This window comes from Rhodococcus sp. KBW08, assembly GCF_003852455.1.
Lineage (GTDB): Bacteria > Actinomycetota > Actinomycetes > Mycobacteriales > Mycobacteriaceae > Rhodococcus_F > Rhodococcus_F baikonurensis.
This window is the reverse complement of sequence record NZ_QAJJ01000007.1, coordinates 97,554-112,939: the sequence shown is the minus strand read 5'-3', so window position 1 is coordinate 112,939 and position 15,386 is coordinate 97,554. Positions and strand designations below refer to the sequence as shown.

At 62.4% G+C, this 15,386-nt stretch carries 19 protein-coding genes; 11 read left to right on the top strand and 8 right to left on the bottom strand.

The features are described from left to right. Nucleotides 1–394: 394 nt before the first annotated feature. Both DBV08_RS09140 and DBV08_RS09135 read left to right on the top strand, forming a co-directional pair. A complete protein-coding gene (locus tag DBV08_RS09140; RefSeq protein ID WP_124567231.1) occupies nt 395–1,480 on the top strand; it encodes a sorbosone dehydrogenase family protein in 1,086 nt (361 codons plus the stop codon). Nucleotides 1,481–1,588: 108 nt separating this feature from the next. Then, nucleotides 1,589–1,993: a DUF4259 domain-containing protein gene (locus tag DBV08_RS09135; RefSeq protein WP_124567230.1), complete on the top strand. Its 405-nt coding sequence runs from the start codon at nt 1,589–1,591 to the stop codon at nt 1,991–1,993. Between the two features lie 25 nt (nt 1,994–2,018). Here the strand turns inward: DBV08_RS09135 and DBV08_RS09130 are convergent, their stop codons facing one another. Continuing rightward, nucleotides 2,019–2,702: an SDR family oxidoreductase gene (locus DBV08_RS09130; RefSeq protein ID WP_124567229.1), complete on the bottom strand. Its 684-nt coding sequence runs from the start codon at nt 2,700–2,702 to the stop codon at nt 2,019–2,021. An 80-nt stretch (nt 2,703–2,782) separates the two neighbouring features. Between DBV08_RS09130 and DBV08_RS09125 the strand changes: the two genes are divergently transcribed. Continuing rightward, nucleotides 2,783–3,409: a TetR/AcrR family transcriptional regulator gene (locus DBV08_RS09125; protein ID WP_221621594.1), complete on the top strand. Its 627-nt coding sequence runs from the start codon at nt 2,783–2,785 to the stop codon at nt 3,407–3,409. A 13-nt stretch (nt 3,410–3,422) separates the two neighbouring features. On the opposite strand, the gene DBV08_RS09120 is transcribed toward DBV08_RS09125, so the two are convergent. The 3 genes from DBV08_RS09120 to DBV08_RS09110 all read right to left on the bottom strand — a co-directional run bounded on the left by DBV08_RS09120 (nt 3,423) and on the right by DBV08_RS09110 (nt 5,162). Continuing rightward, complete coding sequence (locus DBV08_RS09120; protein ID WP_124567228.1) at nt 3,423–3,860, bottom strand: SRPBCC family protein; 438 nt, start codon at nt 3,858–3,860, stop codon at nt 3,423–3,425. Nucleotides 3,861–3,947: 87 nt separating this feature from the next. Then, on the bottom strand, nt 3,948–4,913 hold the full coding sequence (locus DBV08_RS09115; RefSeq protein WP_124567227.1) for a ferritin-like domain-containing protein: 966 nt from the start codon (nt 4,911–4,913) through the stop codon (nt 3,948–3,950). Nucleotides 4,914–4,943: 30 nt separating this feature from the next. Beyond that, a complete protein-coding gene (locus DBV08_RS09110; protein WP_124567226.1) occupies nt 4,944–5,162 on the bottom strand; it encodes a hypothetical protein in 219 nt (72 codons plus the stop codon). Between the two features lie 349 nt (nt 5,163–5,511). Here DBV08_RS09110 and DBV08_RS09105 point away from each other — a divergent pair, with 349 nt between their 5' ends. After that, complete coding sequence (locus DBV08_RS09105; RefSeq protein ID WP_124567225.1) at nt 5,512–6,216, top strand: SDR family oxidoreductase; 705 nt, start codon at nt 5,512–5,514, stop codon at nt 6,214–6,216. A gap of 59 nt (nt 6,217–6,275) precedes the next feature. On the opposite strand, the gene DBV08_RS09100 is transcribed toward DBV08_RS09105, so the two are convergent. After that, on the bottom strand, nt 6,276–6,644 hold the full coding sequence (locus DBV08_RS09100) for a hypothetical protein (protein WP_095971722.1): 369 nt from the start codon (nt 6,642–6,644) through the stop codon (nt 6,276–6,278). A 25-nt stretch (nt 6,645–6,669) separates the two neighbouring features. Next, a complete protein-coding gene (locus tag DBV08_RS09095) occupies nt 6,670–8,016 on the bottom strand; it encodes an APC family permease (RefSeq protein ID WP_124567298.1) in 1,347 nt (448 codons plus the stop codon). Nucleotides 8,017–8,212: 196 nt separating this feature from the next. Between DBV08_RS09095 and DBV08_RS09090 the strand changes: the two genes are divergently transcribed. Together DBV08_RS09090 and DBV08_RS09085 are read left to right on the top strand one after the other, a co-directional pair. Beyond that, the gene (locus DBV08_RS09090) at nt 8,213–8,884 is read left to right on the top strand and encodes a DNA alkylation repair protein (protein WP_124567224.1); all 672 of its coding nucleotides are present in this window, start codon (nt 8,213–8,215) and stop codon (nt 8,882–8,884) included. Between the two features lie 149 nt (nt 8,885–9,033). Continuing rightward, nucleotides 9,034–10,137: an iron-siderophore ABC transporter substrate-binding protein gene (locus DBV08_RS09085; protein ID WP_260395418.1), complete on the top strand. Its 1,104-nt coding sequence runs from the start codon at nt 9,034–9,036 to the stop codon at nt 10,135–10,137. A gap of 98 nt (nt 10,138–10,235) precedes the next feature. Here the strand turns inward: DBV08_RS09085 and DBV08_RS09080 are convergent, their stop codons facing one another. Then, on the bottom strand, nt 10,236–11,180 hold the full coding sequence (locus DBV08_RS09080; protein ID WP_124567223.1) for a GlxA family transcriptional regulator: 945 nt from the start codon (nt 11,178–11,180) through the stop codon (nt 10,236–10,238). Between the two features lie 206 nt (nt 11,181–11,386). Here DBV08_RS09080 and DBV08_RS09075 point away from each other — a divergent pair, with 206 nt between their 5' ends. The 4 genes from DBV08_RS09075 to DBV08_RS09060 all read left to right on the top strand — a co-directional run bounded on the left by DBV08_RS09075 (nt 11,387) and on the right by DBV08_RS09060 (nt 14,360). Beyond that, nucleotides 11,387–12,061 carry a DJ-1/PfpI family protein gene (locus DBV08_RS09075; RefSeq protein WP_124567222.1) on the top strand — a complete coding sequence of 225 codons (675 nt, stop codon included), beginning with the start codon at nt 11,387–11,389 and terminating at the stop codon, nt 12,059–12,061. Between the two features lie 34 nt (nt 12,062–12,095). Beyond that, the gene (locus DBV08_RS09070) at nt 12,096–12,566 is read left to right on the top strand and encodes a DUF2269 family protein (RefSeq protein WP_124567221.1); all 471 of its coding nucleotides are present in this window, start codon (nt 12,096–12,098) and stop codon (nt 12,564–12,566) included. A gap of 81 nt (nt 12,567–12,647) precedes the next feature. After that, entirely contained in the window at nt 12,648–13,313 is a 666-nt protein-coding gene (locus DBV08_RS09065) for a HEAT repeat domain-containing protein (RefSeq protein WP_185564555.1), read from the top strand. A gap of 12 nt (nt 13,314–13,325) precedes the next feature. Beyond that, nucleotides 13,326–14,360, top strand: coding sequence for a MerR family transcriptional regulator (locus tag DBV08_RS09060; RefSeq protein ID WP_124567219.1), 1,035 nt, complete (start codon nt 13,326–13,328; stop codon nt 14,358–14,360). 10 nt (nt 14,361–14,370) lie between these two features. On the opposite strand, the gene DBV08_RS09055 is transcribed toward DBV08_RS09060, so the two are convergent. Then, nucleotides 14,371–14,712: a VOC family protein gene (locus DBV08_RS09055; RefSeq protein WP_221621593.1), complete on the bottom strand. Its 342-nt coding sequence runs from the start codon at nt 14,710–14,712 to the stop codon at nt 14,371–14,373. Nucleotides 14,713–14,823: 111 nt separating this feature from the next. Here DBV08_RS09055 and DBV08_RS09050 point away from each other — a divergent pair, with 111 nt between their 5' ends. Then, on the top strand, nt 14,824–15,318 hold the full coding sequence (locus DBV08_RS09050; RefSeq protein WP_185564553.1) for a hypothetical protein: 495 nt from the start codon (nt 14,824–14,826) through the stop codon (nt 15,316–15,318). Nucleotides 15,319–15,386 lie beyond the last annotated feature (68 nt).

Genomic DNA, 15,386 nt, shown 5'->3' with positions numbered 1-15,386 from the left:
GTAGCGACGAGTGACTTTGCTGCGAAGTAGCGCAGTCGTGGATTGCTTTGAAACATTCACTCGTACAATGTTTCCGAACGAAGGCTCACGTCGGTCGAGGAGTGCTCATGTTGCGGCCATATTGGTCAAAGCAGTTATGCAGCAAGTGAAGTGACCATCCCAACTTCGGGAACATACGCATTCGCCCTGATCAGTGAGTATGGACTTCGATAGACCAGAAGCATCTGTCGTTGGTAGCCGAGGGGTTCCTTGATCAGTTGCAGTGGCGTCGAACGCCATCGTCAACCGGAATGTTGTCGGGGATCCGCGACCGTCCAGAGAGTATCGCCCCGTTCTCGGGGCCAATTCGCGCTACCGTCGGGCTAGATACCGTCTGAACCGGGGAGGCGCGCCCATGACACGACGACAGATCCGAGGGCTTGGTGCCGCCGTGCTCGTCTCGGCCTTTCTGACGGCCTGCGGTAGCGAGGATCCTGAAGGGCCCGATCCGCGGGCGAGTACGACAACACGATCGGCGCCTGCCGTGGCCTTCGGCGAACCCGAGACCGTCGCCGACGGCTTGGACGCGCCCTGGTCGATCGCTTTCCACGGCCGGACGCCACTTGTGAGCGAGCGCGACAGCGCGCGAATCCTCGAAGTCGACGGTAGCGGAATCACCCGTGAGGTGGGAGTCATCGACGGTGTCAGCCCTAGGGGCGAGGGCGGTCTCCTGGGAATCGCAGTACATGAAAATCGTCTGTACGTGTACCTCACCGCGAACGGGGAAAACCGGATCGAGCGCTTCGACATCACCGGCGATCCCGGAGCGCTTGGTCTCGGGCCGGCCGAGACGATTCTCGACGGACTCGCTTCGGCCAACTACCACAACGGAGGTCGCATCGCCTTCGGTCCGGATGGGATGCTGTACGCCACCGTCGGTGATGCCGGTAGTCGAGACAGGGCTCAGGACCTCGACTCGATGTCCGGGAAAATCCTTCGAATGACTCCGGATGGCGGTGTACCGCAAGATAATCCGTTTGCCGGCTCGCGCGTCTACAGCTATGGCCACCGCAACTCGCAGGGCATTGCCTGGGCCGAGGACGGCACGATGTACGCCAGCGAGTTCGGGCAGGATACCTGGGACGAGCTCAATGAAATCGAAGCAGGCGGAAACTACGGGTGGCCCGAGGTCGAAGGCATTGCCGGCGAGGACGGGTTCATCGACCCGCTCCAGCAATGGTCACCGGATGATGCCAGCCCCAGCGGAATCGCCATCCACGACGGCACGATCTACATCGCCAATCTTCGTGGCGAGCGGCTCCGGGTTGTGCCGCTGACCGATCTCGCAACGGCCGACGAGTTCTTCGTCGACACATACGGACGCCTTCGAGACGTGGCCCTCGCTCCCGATGGGTCGCTGTGGATATTGACGAACAACACGGACGGTCGTGGCGACCCGAACCCCGGTGACGACCGCATCATTCGCGTCCCGTTGCGCTGAGTCGATATACGGCGAACGCAGCACTTTCAGCCGGACGAGCCTGGCCGAGGCCGGTGATTCACTACTATCGCTACGACAGATGACGCGGGCACGGATCGGAGAGACAGCATGGGGACTTGGGGTTCAGGACCTTTCGACAACGACGTAGCGGGCGACCTGCTCAGCGCGATACAGGCGGGTGACTACGACATCGACGATTACGCTCGCCACCCCGACGACGGCTACCTCGATGCCGATGATGCTCAAACAGCCATCGCTGTCGCCGAGATTCTTGCGGTTGCGCACGGGGTTGCGCCGAAGCCCGTGCAGCTGGACGAGATTGACGCCGCGGGGTACGCCGGAACCTTGAGCCCGGAGCAGAAAACCTGGATCCTCAACGCTCTCGAGCGCGCAGTCTCCGACAGCGACACGTCGGAGTTGCACGAGTTGTGGGAAGAGAACGGTCCCGAAGATCTCGAGGCTTGGCGGGCACCGATTCTGAGCAGATTGGCCAGTCTCAAATCGGTGGGATGAGTGTCGCCCGTCGACAGTCTTTCGGTCACTCGGAGTTCGACGACGACAGGCTCTGCTTGACGTACCGGGTGGTGTCGTCGGCGAGAATTTCGGCGAGCCCGCTTTCGATGCCGTCCAGTGCTTGCGCCGCGACATCAGCAGGATCGATCTTCTGTTCGGCCGGTACGCCCGCGGCCATGTCGGTGTCCATGTATGCGACATGGAGTGCCGAGACGGAGATTCCGCGCGGCGCCAGTTCTTCTCGAACGGCGTCGCTCATCGCCCATGCCGCGGCCTTCGATGACGCGTAAGACCCCAGTGCGGCAGGATGGAACCAGGACAGTACTGAGAGAACATTGAGTACTGTTCCGCCTCCGTTGTTTTCGATGACGGGAGCAAACGCTCGGGTCACGGCGAGTGGGCCGTAGAAATTGACGTCCATCTCGCGTCGAACGTCATCGATGTCGCCGCTGATCAAGGCCGCGGAGGTGGAGATACCGGCGTTGTTGACCAGCAAGGTCGCATCCGAGGCGATTCGGGCCGCCGCCGTGATCGATTCGGCGTCCGTCACGTCCAATTTCAGGGGAATCACGCCGGGCAGGTCGACAGTTTCCGGATTGCGGGCGGCTGCGTACACCTTCGCGCCGCGCTCGACGAGTCCCGCGGCCAAATGCCGTCCGAGTCCACGATTGGCTCCGGTCACAACGGCAACGGTGTTGTTCAGTTCCATGATTTCTCCCAGTGCTGCGGCTAGCGTCGGCTGCTCCGACATTTAGATTATGAATGTAATCTAAGATCGAGTTAAGATAGATGTCAAGTGAAATCCAAGCCGGAGGGATGCTGATGGGCCGCGTATCGCAGCAGCAAGCGGAAGAGAACCGTCGACGCGTCGTGGAAAATGCCGCCCGTCTGTTCCGTGAGAAGGGCACTCACCTCAGCGTCGCAGACTTGATGAAGGCGTCGGGACTGACCCACGGTGGTTTCTACAAGCAGTTCGCGTCCAAGGATGCGCTGATCGACGAAGCTACCGCCCATGCTTTTGCCGAGTTGGCTCAGCTTCACAGTGCGGGGCTCGAAGAGCATGCAGGGCAACGTGACTCTGCCCGGAAAGCTCTGATCGACACTTATCTCTCGGTGGAGCATCGCGACAACCCGGCAGACGGATGCCCCGCTGCCGCGCTCGCCGCCGACATGGCGCGCGAGCCTGCAGACAGCGGGGCCCGTCGGGTTTACACGGAGGGCGTGGGTGATTTTGCCGCAGCCCTGGCTGACGAGGAAGCGGCCGGTCTCGTCCGGCTCTCCACCATGCTCGGCGCATTGGTCCTCGCGCGAGCTACGAAGGGATCCCCCCTCTCCGAGGCAATTCTCGATTCCGCGCGAGCTGCGCTGGGTTCGACGGATCGCGAATCGGCGCTGACGTCGGCGACCAAACCCTGACGCAACGTGCCGATCAGAGGGCCTCGAGAGCCCCGGTCATCTTCTTGACTGTCTCGGGTGCCACCTTGGCCTCGAATCCCGCTTTCAACAGTGGGGAGGCGATCTTGGCAGCGCCGTTGAATTCGACGTTCGCTCGGTAGTCGACTTCAGTCGAGTTCGCGCCGATTGCCGTCAAGGTGATGTCGTCAGTACTCGTGGCGGTCTTGTTCTTTCCTTCGAGCACAATGTGATTCGGCTCGTCGGTCACCAAGGTGTACGTCAGTTCGGTGCCGATGCCGAACAGCTTGGACACGTTGTGCCACTGGGTTCCGATACCGATCGGGCCATCCGAGGTCTGGGTGCAACTCTCGGTGCCCGGATCCCACAGTGGGGCGTTGGCGAAGTCGCGGAGAAACGCGGCCGCCTTCTCGATCGGTACTTCGGCGGTGAACTTTCGGGTGACTTCGACCATGTTTCGTGCCTTTCGATTCGGTTTCGTAAGTCTGGATCTCGCGCATCGGGTTCGACGAGACAACGCCGAGCGTCGCGGTCGAATGATCTAGTTGATACCGACGACTTCCTGGGCGATCGCTGCCAGTCTTGCCTGAGCAGCGGAGACAACGCCATGTCGATTCTTGTGCGCTTCCTCGTACGCGACGATATCTCGCACCTGGGCGGCCTCGGTCAGTTCCTTCACCGCTGAGACGGCCTGCGCGACGTTGAGTTCGTCGAAGTCTTCGATGGGAAGTTCAGTGGGGTCGAGTAGCCCACTCGACTTTCGTACCGAACGGAAGACGTCTGCGGCGCCGTCCGCGCCCTCTCGGCGAGTGACCTTCTCTGCAGTGGCAATGGCCGCGTCCCTACTGGCAGACAGCGTTTTCACGGTCACGTCGCCGGCATACGCACCCCAGCTGATCAGCTCGCCCAATACCGGCGGCGAGGTGCGAACGGCGTCGATCGCACGGTCGAGGCTGCGAGTGGACCAGGAGACGGGAACGTTCACCAGTCGAATGGCTGCGCCTGTGGCCGCTTGGAAGGGAGTGCGACGCAAAGCTGCCGGGCCCCCGAGCGCCTCTTCGGCCAGGACGGTGGTCAGCCACTCCACAGTCGCCGAGTGCGCGGTGATGAGTCGATCGGCCAATGTGGCGACGGTCTGATCGCCTCCGGCTGTGGCCAGGGCTTTGAGGTAGCGCGAGCGGTCGAGGAGTTGATGTTCGAGCGCAAGGTCACCCAGTACAGCTTCGTCGAAAGGTTGGGCCTGTTCGACCATCGCTTTCACTCCTGCTGTCGCTCGCCCGATGAACGGACCGACCAATTCAGGTACGCCACCCAGATCGCGAATTGTGGACTCGATGGAACCGGCCCTTTCACGACCGTTCTCTGCGTTTTCCGTGAGTTCGCGTCGAACGGCTTCGGTTCTGGCCTGAGCGACGCGCGTTTCGGCGACCTGGATCTCGGCGTGCGTCAGTCCGAGGAGGCTGCGTAGCTGCGTGATCAAGGCGGACGTGGTTTCGGAGTTGCTCATAACGGGGTCGTCCCTTCGTCGGTGCGTGCTTTACGTGATGTTCAGCTTCTGCTCGACGAGTGCTCCGCGGGTCGCGGAGCCACCGCCGCTACGCGGGCTACCCCGACCTACCGCGTAGTAACCACAACGAACGAGTGAGGTCGACTTACCGGGAGTCGTTGCCTGGACGAGTGAGATGCAGGCCACTTCGAGGTTTCGATTCCGATATGCCGGACCGGTGTGCAATGCAGGACCCGACGACGGCGTCACCGGTCAACCGTTGTCGAGACCGGCGGCGATCCCCTGGGGAGCGGTTCTGGTTCAACTTCGCTTTTCCGTTGCACGGGCCACGTGCAGTTCGATCCCCACGATTCCTCGCAGCTGCGCGTCGATGAAATTCGTCGGCGCATCGGTGACCTTCTATTCGTTCTCACGGCCGGCTTCATGTCGGGCGGTCAGGGCGGCGACGTGCGCACGCAGCCACTCTCTGAAATAGTGGCGAGCCCGCAGTTGTCCAGCTGCACTACGGTGCGAATCCGAATTTCTCGCGTCTCGACGAAACTACCCGCGACGGCTGGATCGATAGGATCCGTTCGAGCGAGCGACGAAGGGTGTAATTGTGGCGAGGGCGGTTGTTGTCGGTGCGAGCCGAGGTCTTGGTCGTGCGTTGATCGAGGGATTGCGGAGCGATGGCCACGATGTTCTCGGCATCTCGCGTCGGCGCCCTGGCGGGTTCGACGTCTCCGAGTGGATCGAAGCAGACTTGACCGACCCTGTTAGGGCAGCGAACTCGATCGATCAGGAGCTTGTCGGGGGTGTAGACACACTGATTTGCAACGTCGGAATCTGGGAAGGCGACGCCTTCACTTCCGACTATGCGTTCACAGATCAATCCGACGTCGACATGCTGGAAATGATCAATGCCAACATCACGGGCACGATTCTTGTACTCAAGCGCCTGATCCCGCGAATGATCGGCCGTCCTCGACCTCGGATCATCTTGACCGGGTCCACCTCGGGACTCCCGCGAAGCGGTAGGCCGGAGGTTGCGTTCGGTGCATCGAAGTTCGGGATCAACGGCATCGCCGACGCGTTGAGAGAGGGCTATCGGAAGGACAGACTCGCAGTGACTGTCCTGCATCTCGGATATCTCAATACAGAAGACGGACTCGATGTGCCCCGAGACGTCGCTGCCGCCAGGGGAGAGGGATCTCTGGTCCCGGTGCATGACGTTGTGGATACGGTGCGCACGATTTCGAGTTTGTCGGCTTCGTCGGCGATGCGGGAAGTAGTCCTCACTGCGATCGACGATCAGCGATTCTGACCCAGGGTTGTGAACCTTTGCCGTGAATCTGTTTGTCGAACAGACGTATTCAGAGGTTTTCATCCATAGATCAGGAGGTAAGCTCCTGCCGGATACACGACGGTGAGCCCCGTCAGGAGCCATGCCATGTACGGCCGGATGTACAGGCGCCGCAGGCGGTGCAATCGCAGGGAAGATCGCAAGAACGCGCCTACGGAGCCGAGCAGCAACACGAGGCTCGGGACGAACACCGCCAGCCGGCGATCTTTCTGTGAGCACAGCAAGGTGTCGGTGCCGAAGCATTCGCCTCGTCGCGAGCCCAACCACACGATCGCGATAACCAATACCGCGGTAGCCAGTACGACTGACAGGCCGTACGTCAGGGTTCGCCTGTCGATCTTTCGCTCTCGACGCTGAATTACATCTGGTGCGTCAGAACTGTCGGTCATCACACCCCCTCGTGAACTTCGCACCTTACTTCGTGGATCGCCGGTGGGAGAGGGCGTACAGCACAACTCCGACGGCCAAGAGTAATGATGCGCGCAACCATGTCGCGGCGCTCTGCTGGGTGAGCAACGCAACGCACGTACCGAGGGCGAGGATCGGAAAGATGATCGGCGTTCGGAAGTGTTTGTGTTGCACTACGTCACGACGTAGAACCAGGACCGCGATGTTGGTGCTGATGAATACGAAAAGAAGCAGGAGTACCACCGTCTCCGCCAGGGCCGACAACGAGCCGGTGACGCACAGGGCCATGGCAACGGCGGTGGTCGCGATGATTGCCACCCAAGGGGTCCGGCGCCGCGGCAGCACCCGCGCGAATACGCTGGGGAGCAAGCCTTCCGACGCCATTCCGTACGTGAGCCTGCTCGCCATGATCATCGTCAGCAGTGCGCCGTTGGCGACGGCGACCAGAGCGATCAGGCTGAACAGGCGAGGAGGAACGCCGACGTCGGCGGCTGACACCACCGCCAGCAAGGGGCCGGAGGACGCGGCGAGTTCGTCTGCGGGCAGGACCACCGAGACAGCCAGGCCGACAAGGACATAGGCGGCGCCGGCCGTCAGCAAGGCTCCGAAGAGTGCACGCGGGTAGACCTTGCTCACGTTCTTCACTTCTTCGGCGACGTTCGCGGACGTTTCGAAACCGACGAACGAGTAGTACGCGAGCAATGCAGCGGCCAACACGGCGAGTGCAGGTGATCGACTGTCGTCGAACTCGACGACGCGGCTCAAGGTTCCGGTGCCGTGCCCGAGAACTATGCACGCGAGGACGACAACCAGGACAAGTCCGGTGACCTCCACGACTGTCATGACGACATTTGCGCGCATCGACTCCTTGATGCCTCTGGCGTTGAGAAGTCCCACCAGGAGAAGGAAGACGAGCGCGGCGGGAACGGTCGGGACGTCGACGAAGGCTTTGAGGTAGTCACCCGAGAATGCGAGGGCGAGCCCTGCTGCGCTCGTTACACCGGCCGCCAGCATCGAGAAGCCGACGAGGAACGAGATCAGTGATTTCCGATACGCCCGTTGGGCGAACACTGCTGCGCCGCCCGCTCGCGGATATTTGGTGACCAGTTCGGCATACGACGTTGCGGTCAGCAACGCCATGACCAGCGCTACCAGCAGTGGTACCCAGACGGCTCCACCGACTTCACCGGCGATGACGCCCACCAACGCGTAGATTCCGGCGCCCAGAACGTCTCCGAGGATGAACACGAAAAGGAGTGGGCCGGTGATAGCCCGAGTGAGAACGTTCTTACCGCCGCCTTCATCGCGGCGTGCGGTTTCGTCCACGTTCTCAGCACTCGCGGCGCGTCGCATATGCAAGGTTCGTCCTGTCTTCATGGTGACGTGCCGCCACCTCAGGAGCAGTCATGTACCCAATGACCGAAATTTCAAACAACAGATCGAACGTGGACAGTGACCGTGCAGTTCAGATCGCGCGCCTTCCCGTGCTTTCCTTGTATGTGAGTGAGTAGCAGTGCGTGAATTGCAGAAGTAGCGACTGGAGGACGACGTGGCCGAAACGACGGTTGCCGCGGTGATGGACGAGCTTGCTGCGCTCGAGGATCCGAAGGCGCGTGCGGTGAACGAGAAGCACGGTGACGACCACGGCGTGAACCTCACGAAGCTGCGCGCCGTTGCGAAGCGATTGAAGACTCAGCAGGAACTCGCACAACAGCTTTGGACGACTGGCGATACCGCCGCGCGGCTGCTGGCCCTTTTGATCTGCCGCCCGAAGGCGTTCGGGAGTGACGAGTTGGACGTCATGTTGCGTGAGGCCCGTACTCCCAAGGTGCATGACTGGCTCGTCAACTACGTGGTGAAGAAGAACCCGAACGCCGAGGAGTTGCGCGTGGCCTGGACCGCTGACCCCGATCCCGTGGTCGCGAGCGCCGGCTGGGCCCTGACTACCGAGCGCGTAGCGAAGAAGCCCGAGGGCCTTGATCTTTCAGGATTGCTCGACGTCATCGAGGCGGAGATGAAGGATGCCCCTGACCGCCTGCAATGGGCGATGAACCATTGCCTGGCCCAGATCGGGATCGAACATGCCCGGTACCGTGCCCGGGCAATCGACATCGGTGAACGTCTGCGAGTGCTCGAGGACTACCCGACGCCCCCGAACTGCACCTCGCCGTTTGCGCCCATCTGGATCTCGGAGATGGTGCGACGACAGACTGCTGGGTAGGGAGGCTGGCTTTCTTCGATGGCTGCGTTCGTGTCGGGTGTGAACACGGGCACTCGTAGGGACTGAGGATAGGGTTACCTTCGTGCTATGTTGAGCGCCATCATCCGCTCGGGGTGTGTGAGCAGATCAATCGGTCGAGAGGTGTTGCAGTGACAAGGATTTTGGGGCGTGGGCCGTCAGAGCGACGGAACCCGGGCGGTGTCCGCCTTGTCCGCGGAATCGTAGCTGTCTTGGCGGCATGCGGCCTCGTGGCCGGAATGGCGGCATGCAGCAACAACGACGACAACGGTGGCAGCGAGACCTCGTCCGCAGCGAATGCCGCGTTCCCGGCGACCATCACGTCGGCCCTCGGCACGGCCGAGATCAAGGAGGAGCCCCAGCGCGTCGCGACTTGGGGTTGGTCCAACCAGGACGCCCTTCTGGCGCTCGGCGTCGTCCCGGTCGCGATGCCCACGTTCTCCGGACCTCAGTACGGGGCCGACGACAAGGGCATTCTGAAGTGGGACGCCGAGGCGCTCGACAAGTTGGGCGGCGAGCAGCCGACTCTGTTGTCGGGTGACGGAACCGGCGAGGCTCCCATCGAGCAGTTCGCCAAGGCTGAACCGGATCTCATCTTCGCCCCGTACTCCGGTATCACTCAGCAGGAATTCGACGCACTGTCGAAGATCGCGCCAGTGGTTTCCTTCCCGGACGAGCCGTGGACCGCGTCGTGGCAGGACCAGGTGACCATCGCCGGTCAGGCGCTGGGCAAGCAGGCCAAGGCCACCGCACTCATCGACAAGACCAACGCCGCGATCAGCGCGACAGCTGCCAAGAACCCTGCGCTGCAGGGTAAGACCGTCACCATCGCACTCCCGAACAGCCCGAGCACGTTCGCGGTGAGCAAGGACACCGACGTGCGCGTCGAGTTTCTCGAACAGCTTGGATTGAAGAACGAGCCGACGATCCAGCAGGCCGATCCGACCAAGGACCCGGAGGCCGTGTACTTCGAACTGAGCACCGAGCAGGCGCCTCTGATCGCCGCCGACGTCCTGTTCGTGGTTGCCTACGACAAGGACTCCCTGAACGCGTTCCTCGCCGAGCCCCTGGTTGCCGCGCAGCCGGTGATCGTCGACGGCCGTACTGCATCCACCAAGGACTTCAGCGTCGACAAGAACTTCGCGTTCGGCGGACTGACGGTCTTGACGATCCCGTACATCCTCGACGACGTCGCTACAGTACTGAACGCCGCTGCGGGCAACGTCAAGGGATAAGCCTGGTTAGCGAACAGGATGGAAAGAGCCTGAGTGGCAAGGCTGTACAACCGAATTGCCGGACGTGCGATCAGCTTCCGCCGGGTTCGGTAGGTCGATTAGCGCGGAATTCGAAACTGTGCCCGATACCGCTGGGGGCTGGTGCCGACCAAGTCTCGGAAGCGTTCGCGGAACGTGGTGACGGCATTGAATCCGACTTGTCCCGCAACACGTTCGATGGAGTGGTCGGTAGTCTCGAGCAGAAATTGCGCTTGGCGGAGCCGCGCGTGATGGAGCCACTGCAACGGCGTCGTACCGATTTGTTCCTGGAACCGGCGGTTGAGCGTGCGGGTGCTCATCGTTGCCTTGGCCGCGATCGCCGTGATGTCGAGTTGCTCCCCGAGATTCTCCTCCATCCAGTTCAGTAGTGGTCGAAGGGTTGTCCCGCTGGGTACGGGAGGTTCGTGAACGATGAATTGTGCTTGCCCTCCGGCACGTTCGAGCGGCATCACGCTCAGTCGCGCCGTGTCGGCGGCGACCGCAGACCCGTAGTCCTGACGCACCATGTACAGGCAAAGGTCGAGTGCGGCTGCGGCGCCGGCGGAAGTCAGGACGTGCCCGTTGTCTACGTAGAGAACGGCGGCATCGACGTCGATGGCCGGGTGCCGGCGGGCCAACTCCGACGCTGCCGCCCAGTGGGTTGTCGCGCGAAGTCCGTCGAGCAAGCCTGTGTCGGCGAGTGTGAATGCACCGACGCACAGTGACGCAATGCGTGTGCCGCGATCCGCGGCTGATCTGAGGGCATCGATGATCGCGGGGTCGATCGGCACGTCGAGATCGGCGGTGCCGGGAATGATGATCGTGCTGGCCTGGGCGAGGCGTGGCAGTCCGTGCGGTACTCGCATTGTGAACGTTCCGGTCTCCACCTCCTCGGTGAGCGCGCACACTGCGGTCCGGTACGCCGGTGCACCCGAGGGGAGTCTGCATCGTCCGAAGACTTCGAGGGGTGCCGCCAGATCCATCGGTACCACCCCGGGCAACGCGAGAACTGCAACGTCATGCATGTCTGAAACTTAGCGTATGTGGCGCGAGATCCGATGAACTCGTGAATCGAAAAAGCTCTTCAACTGGTGTTTTGCAGAATTTTCGATATTGGCTGAAAACCGTCGAAGGTTGGCTTTCAGCCGTCGCTGCGGAGGCGAATTTCCTCCTACTGTCGTGGGGGACAGCGACGTGCGCAGGAGTGCGTCGCACAAAATCGGAGGTTGCAGTGCACGCGCAAATCGTGTTGTTCGACGGATTCGATCCCATGGATGTCGTGGGCCCGTACGAGGTGCTTTACGCCGGGGGGCTCGCCAGCGGTGGGGCGTTGAGCGTGGAACTCGTCAGCGCGGAGGGGCCTCGGACCGTCCTGAGCGGGAGTGGTGAACTTGCGATGACCGCCACTGCGACCCTCGATGTAGAACACGCGGATTTGATCATCGTTCCCGGAGCATCGGGTCTCTTCGAACCCAACGCGAACCATCCGGGTACCAGCTTGCCGGAAAGGCTCGCGGCCACAACGAAAACCGAACTGCCTGTCATGATGCGCCGCGCACTCGACGATCCCGGTGTTCTCGTTGCGACCGTCTGTGGAGGGTCATTGGCACTGGCGATGGCGGGGCTTCTCGTCGGGCGCCGCGCCGTGACGCATCATCTCGCCGTGGACGCACTGGCGGCCGGCGGGGCAATTCCGATCCAGGCGCGAATCGTCGACGACGGTGACCTGATCACCGCCGGCGGTGTGACATCCGGTCTGGACCTGGGCGTGTACCTGTTGGAACGATGCCTCGGGCCCCGGATAAGTCTCGAGGTCGAAGCGCTCTTCGACTTCGAGCGTCGTGGAACGGTGTGGTCGGCAAAAGGCGCCGAGCCTGTAATCACCTTCGCCCCGGACGCGGCGTGAATACGCTTACGCATACCGAAACGCGAGAACTCCCATGACCGGAATCCTGCTGTCCCTCCATGTGATTGCGGCCATTCTTGCCATCGGCCCCGTCGCTGTGGCGGCGAGTATGTTCCCGGCGGCGAGCCGCGCAGCGCTCGCCGATCCGGACAGCGGCAGTGTTGCGACGACGGGAATGTTGCATCACATCGTTCGGGTGTACGCCACGATCGGGATCGTCGTTCCGATGCTCGGTGTCGCGACCGCCGTCAATCTGGGGGTACTCGGTGACCTGTGGATCCTCACCTCGATTGCACTCACCGTCGTTGCTGCCGTGATACTCACCGCGGTAGTGCTCCCTGCCCAACGGCTGACGATGGCTGCGATCGACGGAACCGGGACCGGTGTGGACGTCGCAACGCGGCTGACCCGTCGACTGGGTACTTCGACGGGAATCTTCAATCTGCTGTGGGTCGTTGTCGTCGTCCTGATGATCTTTCGGCCAGGATCGACAACCGGCGTGTAGTCCGAGGTGATTTTCACGTGTCGGTGACAGCGGAGCTTGACCTTGACACAGTGACAAGGACTCCAATGGTCGACGAAGGAGGTGGTTGTCGTGAACACAACCAACCACGGTGGGCAGAATGCTCACCTCGTCGACGCACTGGCCGCAGCCGACCCCTCGGTTCGGCTGCGAGCCGCGCTCGCCGCCGGCACACGCCCGGACCCTGAGCTGACGAATGCCCTGGTCGATCGGTGTGCCGTCGAGCCGGACTTCTTCGTCCGCGACATGTTGACCTGGGCATTGTGCCGCCTGCCGGCCGAAATTACGGTGCCGCAGCTGATTCGTGAGCTCGGGACCGACGGTTCGCAAGCCCGCAGCCAGGCACTCCACACCTTGTCCAAGATCGGCGATCCGATCGCGTGGCCCGAGGTCTCTGCGCTGGTTCACGACCAGGACGACGAAGTCGCGCGCAGTGCGTGGCGTGCGGCCGTGGCTCTCGTGCCCGTTGGAGGTGAAGGTGCACTCGCGACCGATCTGGCCACCGAACTCGGACGGGGTGAACTGCAGATGCAGCTCAGTCTCAGCAGAGCTCTGACAGGGCTCGGCGAGGCTGTACTTCCGGTGCTCGACGCGGCCGGCGCAAGCACGAATCCGCGTGTTCGGGCGCATGCTGATGCTACAAAGCAACTCTGGCACGACCCCGACGGTGGGTTCGCTCTCTCGCACGAGTTGGCGAAGCGCGTCGCGGCAATCGGCCCGGACGCGTAGGAAGGGAGACGGATGTTGATCGGCGAGGTCTCGCGGCGCTGTGGTGTCAGCACACGGATGCTGCGTCACTACGACACATTGGGGCTGGTGAAGCCGACGGGCCGCACGTCCGGCGGTTACCGCGAGTACTCCGCCGACGACATCCGTCGACTCTTCCACGTCGAAAGCCTGAGGACGTTGGGGCTCTCGTTGAACGAGGCCAAGCGTGCACTGGACGAACCGGACTTCGCCCCAGCCGATTTGGTGGGTGAACTCATGCAACACACTCGGCAACGGATCGCGGCGGAGGAGGAATTGCTGACCAAACTCGAAAGGGTCGACGCCACCGCCCCTTCGGAGTGGGACGACGTCCTGCGCATGGTCTCGCTGTTGCGTGCACTCGAATCCGAGTTCGCTGCCCACCGTCAGCAAGCGATCCTGTCGCAGGATGCGAATGCGGCTTTGCCCGTCGACGCACTCGTCGAAGCCATCCTGTCGGAGAAGGATGCCAACGTGGCGGGTGCGTTGCAGTGGGCGTTGGCGAGGACCGAAGGTGCGGGCCTTGCCGGTCTCACGAAGGGGCTCGAATCGGAGGACGTCGAGGTTCGACGCCGCGCGACGTCGGCCATATCCGGGATCCACGCCGAGGAAGCAACTCGGTCACTGAAGCGAGCTCTCGATGATTCGGACGCGATAGTCCGCGCCGACGCCGCTCTCGCCCTCGGATCTCGCGGAGAGGCCGTCTCGATGCCCGCTCTCCTCGAGATGGTCGCCGACGGGCGACGCGACGTCGAGGCCGGCGAGGTGCTCGGTCTTCTCGCGGAGCACTCACCGACCAGCGGTGAGGTCGTCGATGCCGTGCAGGCAAGGCTCGACGGCACTGACGACGCCCCGACGAGGTTGCGAATCACGCAGGCGCTCGCAGAGATTCCCGGCGCGGCAGCACGCGAGGCGCTCGCCCGGATCGCCAGCGACGACGACAAGACGGTCGCGTCCACGGCGGCGGCGATTCTCGAGATGCGCGATCGAGGACCACGTCGGCGCGAACGACCGCGTATCGGGAGCTGAGAGCGGAGAACTAGTGCGGATCACCTACGCAGAAAAGGTTTCCCGCCGGATCCGCGAGAACGTCCCAAGTCGATCCACCCGCTTCGTGGCGCTCGACGTGGGCCGCGCCTGCCGCGACGAACGCAGCGACGACCTCGTCTCGTGGAGGATCGTGCGACTCGAGGTCGAAGTCGAGGTGAAGCGTATTCCTTTGGCTGCGAGCCTGATCGATTCGTTGGAAACCGAGAGTGAGCGGGAGATCCGGGGCCGTCACCGTGATGAAGTCTTCGTCGCCGTCAATGCTCGCGTTGCTGAATCGCTCCGACCACCAGGTGGCCAACGATCGGGCGTCCGTTGCATCGAACGTAACCATGGCCAATCGCACCATCCCACACCAACCTCTGTACACGTGAATGCCTTTCGAACGATCTTAGGCAACGCCTCGCACCTGCTGCGGAGTGATCAGCGGATAGTGTCTGCTTTCGTGGTGGATCAACGGCGAAAGAGTGTGCGACGCAGGTACCTGAGCCTTGGCATGGGAGAGTTGGCAGCCGCGGCCGTATTCGCCGCTGTGGCTGTCGGCGTCGTGACTCCTCGCCTCGAAGGTCCGCAAGACTCCGCTGCGCTGTGGTCGGCGCTGGCCCCACTGCTTGTGATCCTCGTGCAAGCAGGTGTCTATTGGCTGCTTGCACGGGGCTGGATCGAGGTGGAGCCGATGCCGGCCCGCCTCGCAGCGCTTTACCGCGTGTTTCGGGTCCTCGATGTTCTCCTGTTGGCGATAGCTCTTCTCGGCGTTGTCATCTGGTTACCAGATCACTCCGGCACGGCGGTGGGCGTCCTGGCGGTGTGGGCTTTCGGCGTCGTCGAGTACGTCAATTACTTCGTGGCTCGTCTCGCCTATCCGCCGCGGCGGTGGCCTTTCGAGGTCGGCAAGTGGCGGAGGCCCCAACTTGTGCGCGACCTGAACTCGGCACGCTGATACCGGCAACCAAGTTGTCTTTGCTGTAACGGCAAAACTTGATGCGGGATCGGAGTGGAACCGGAAGA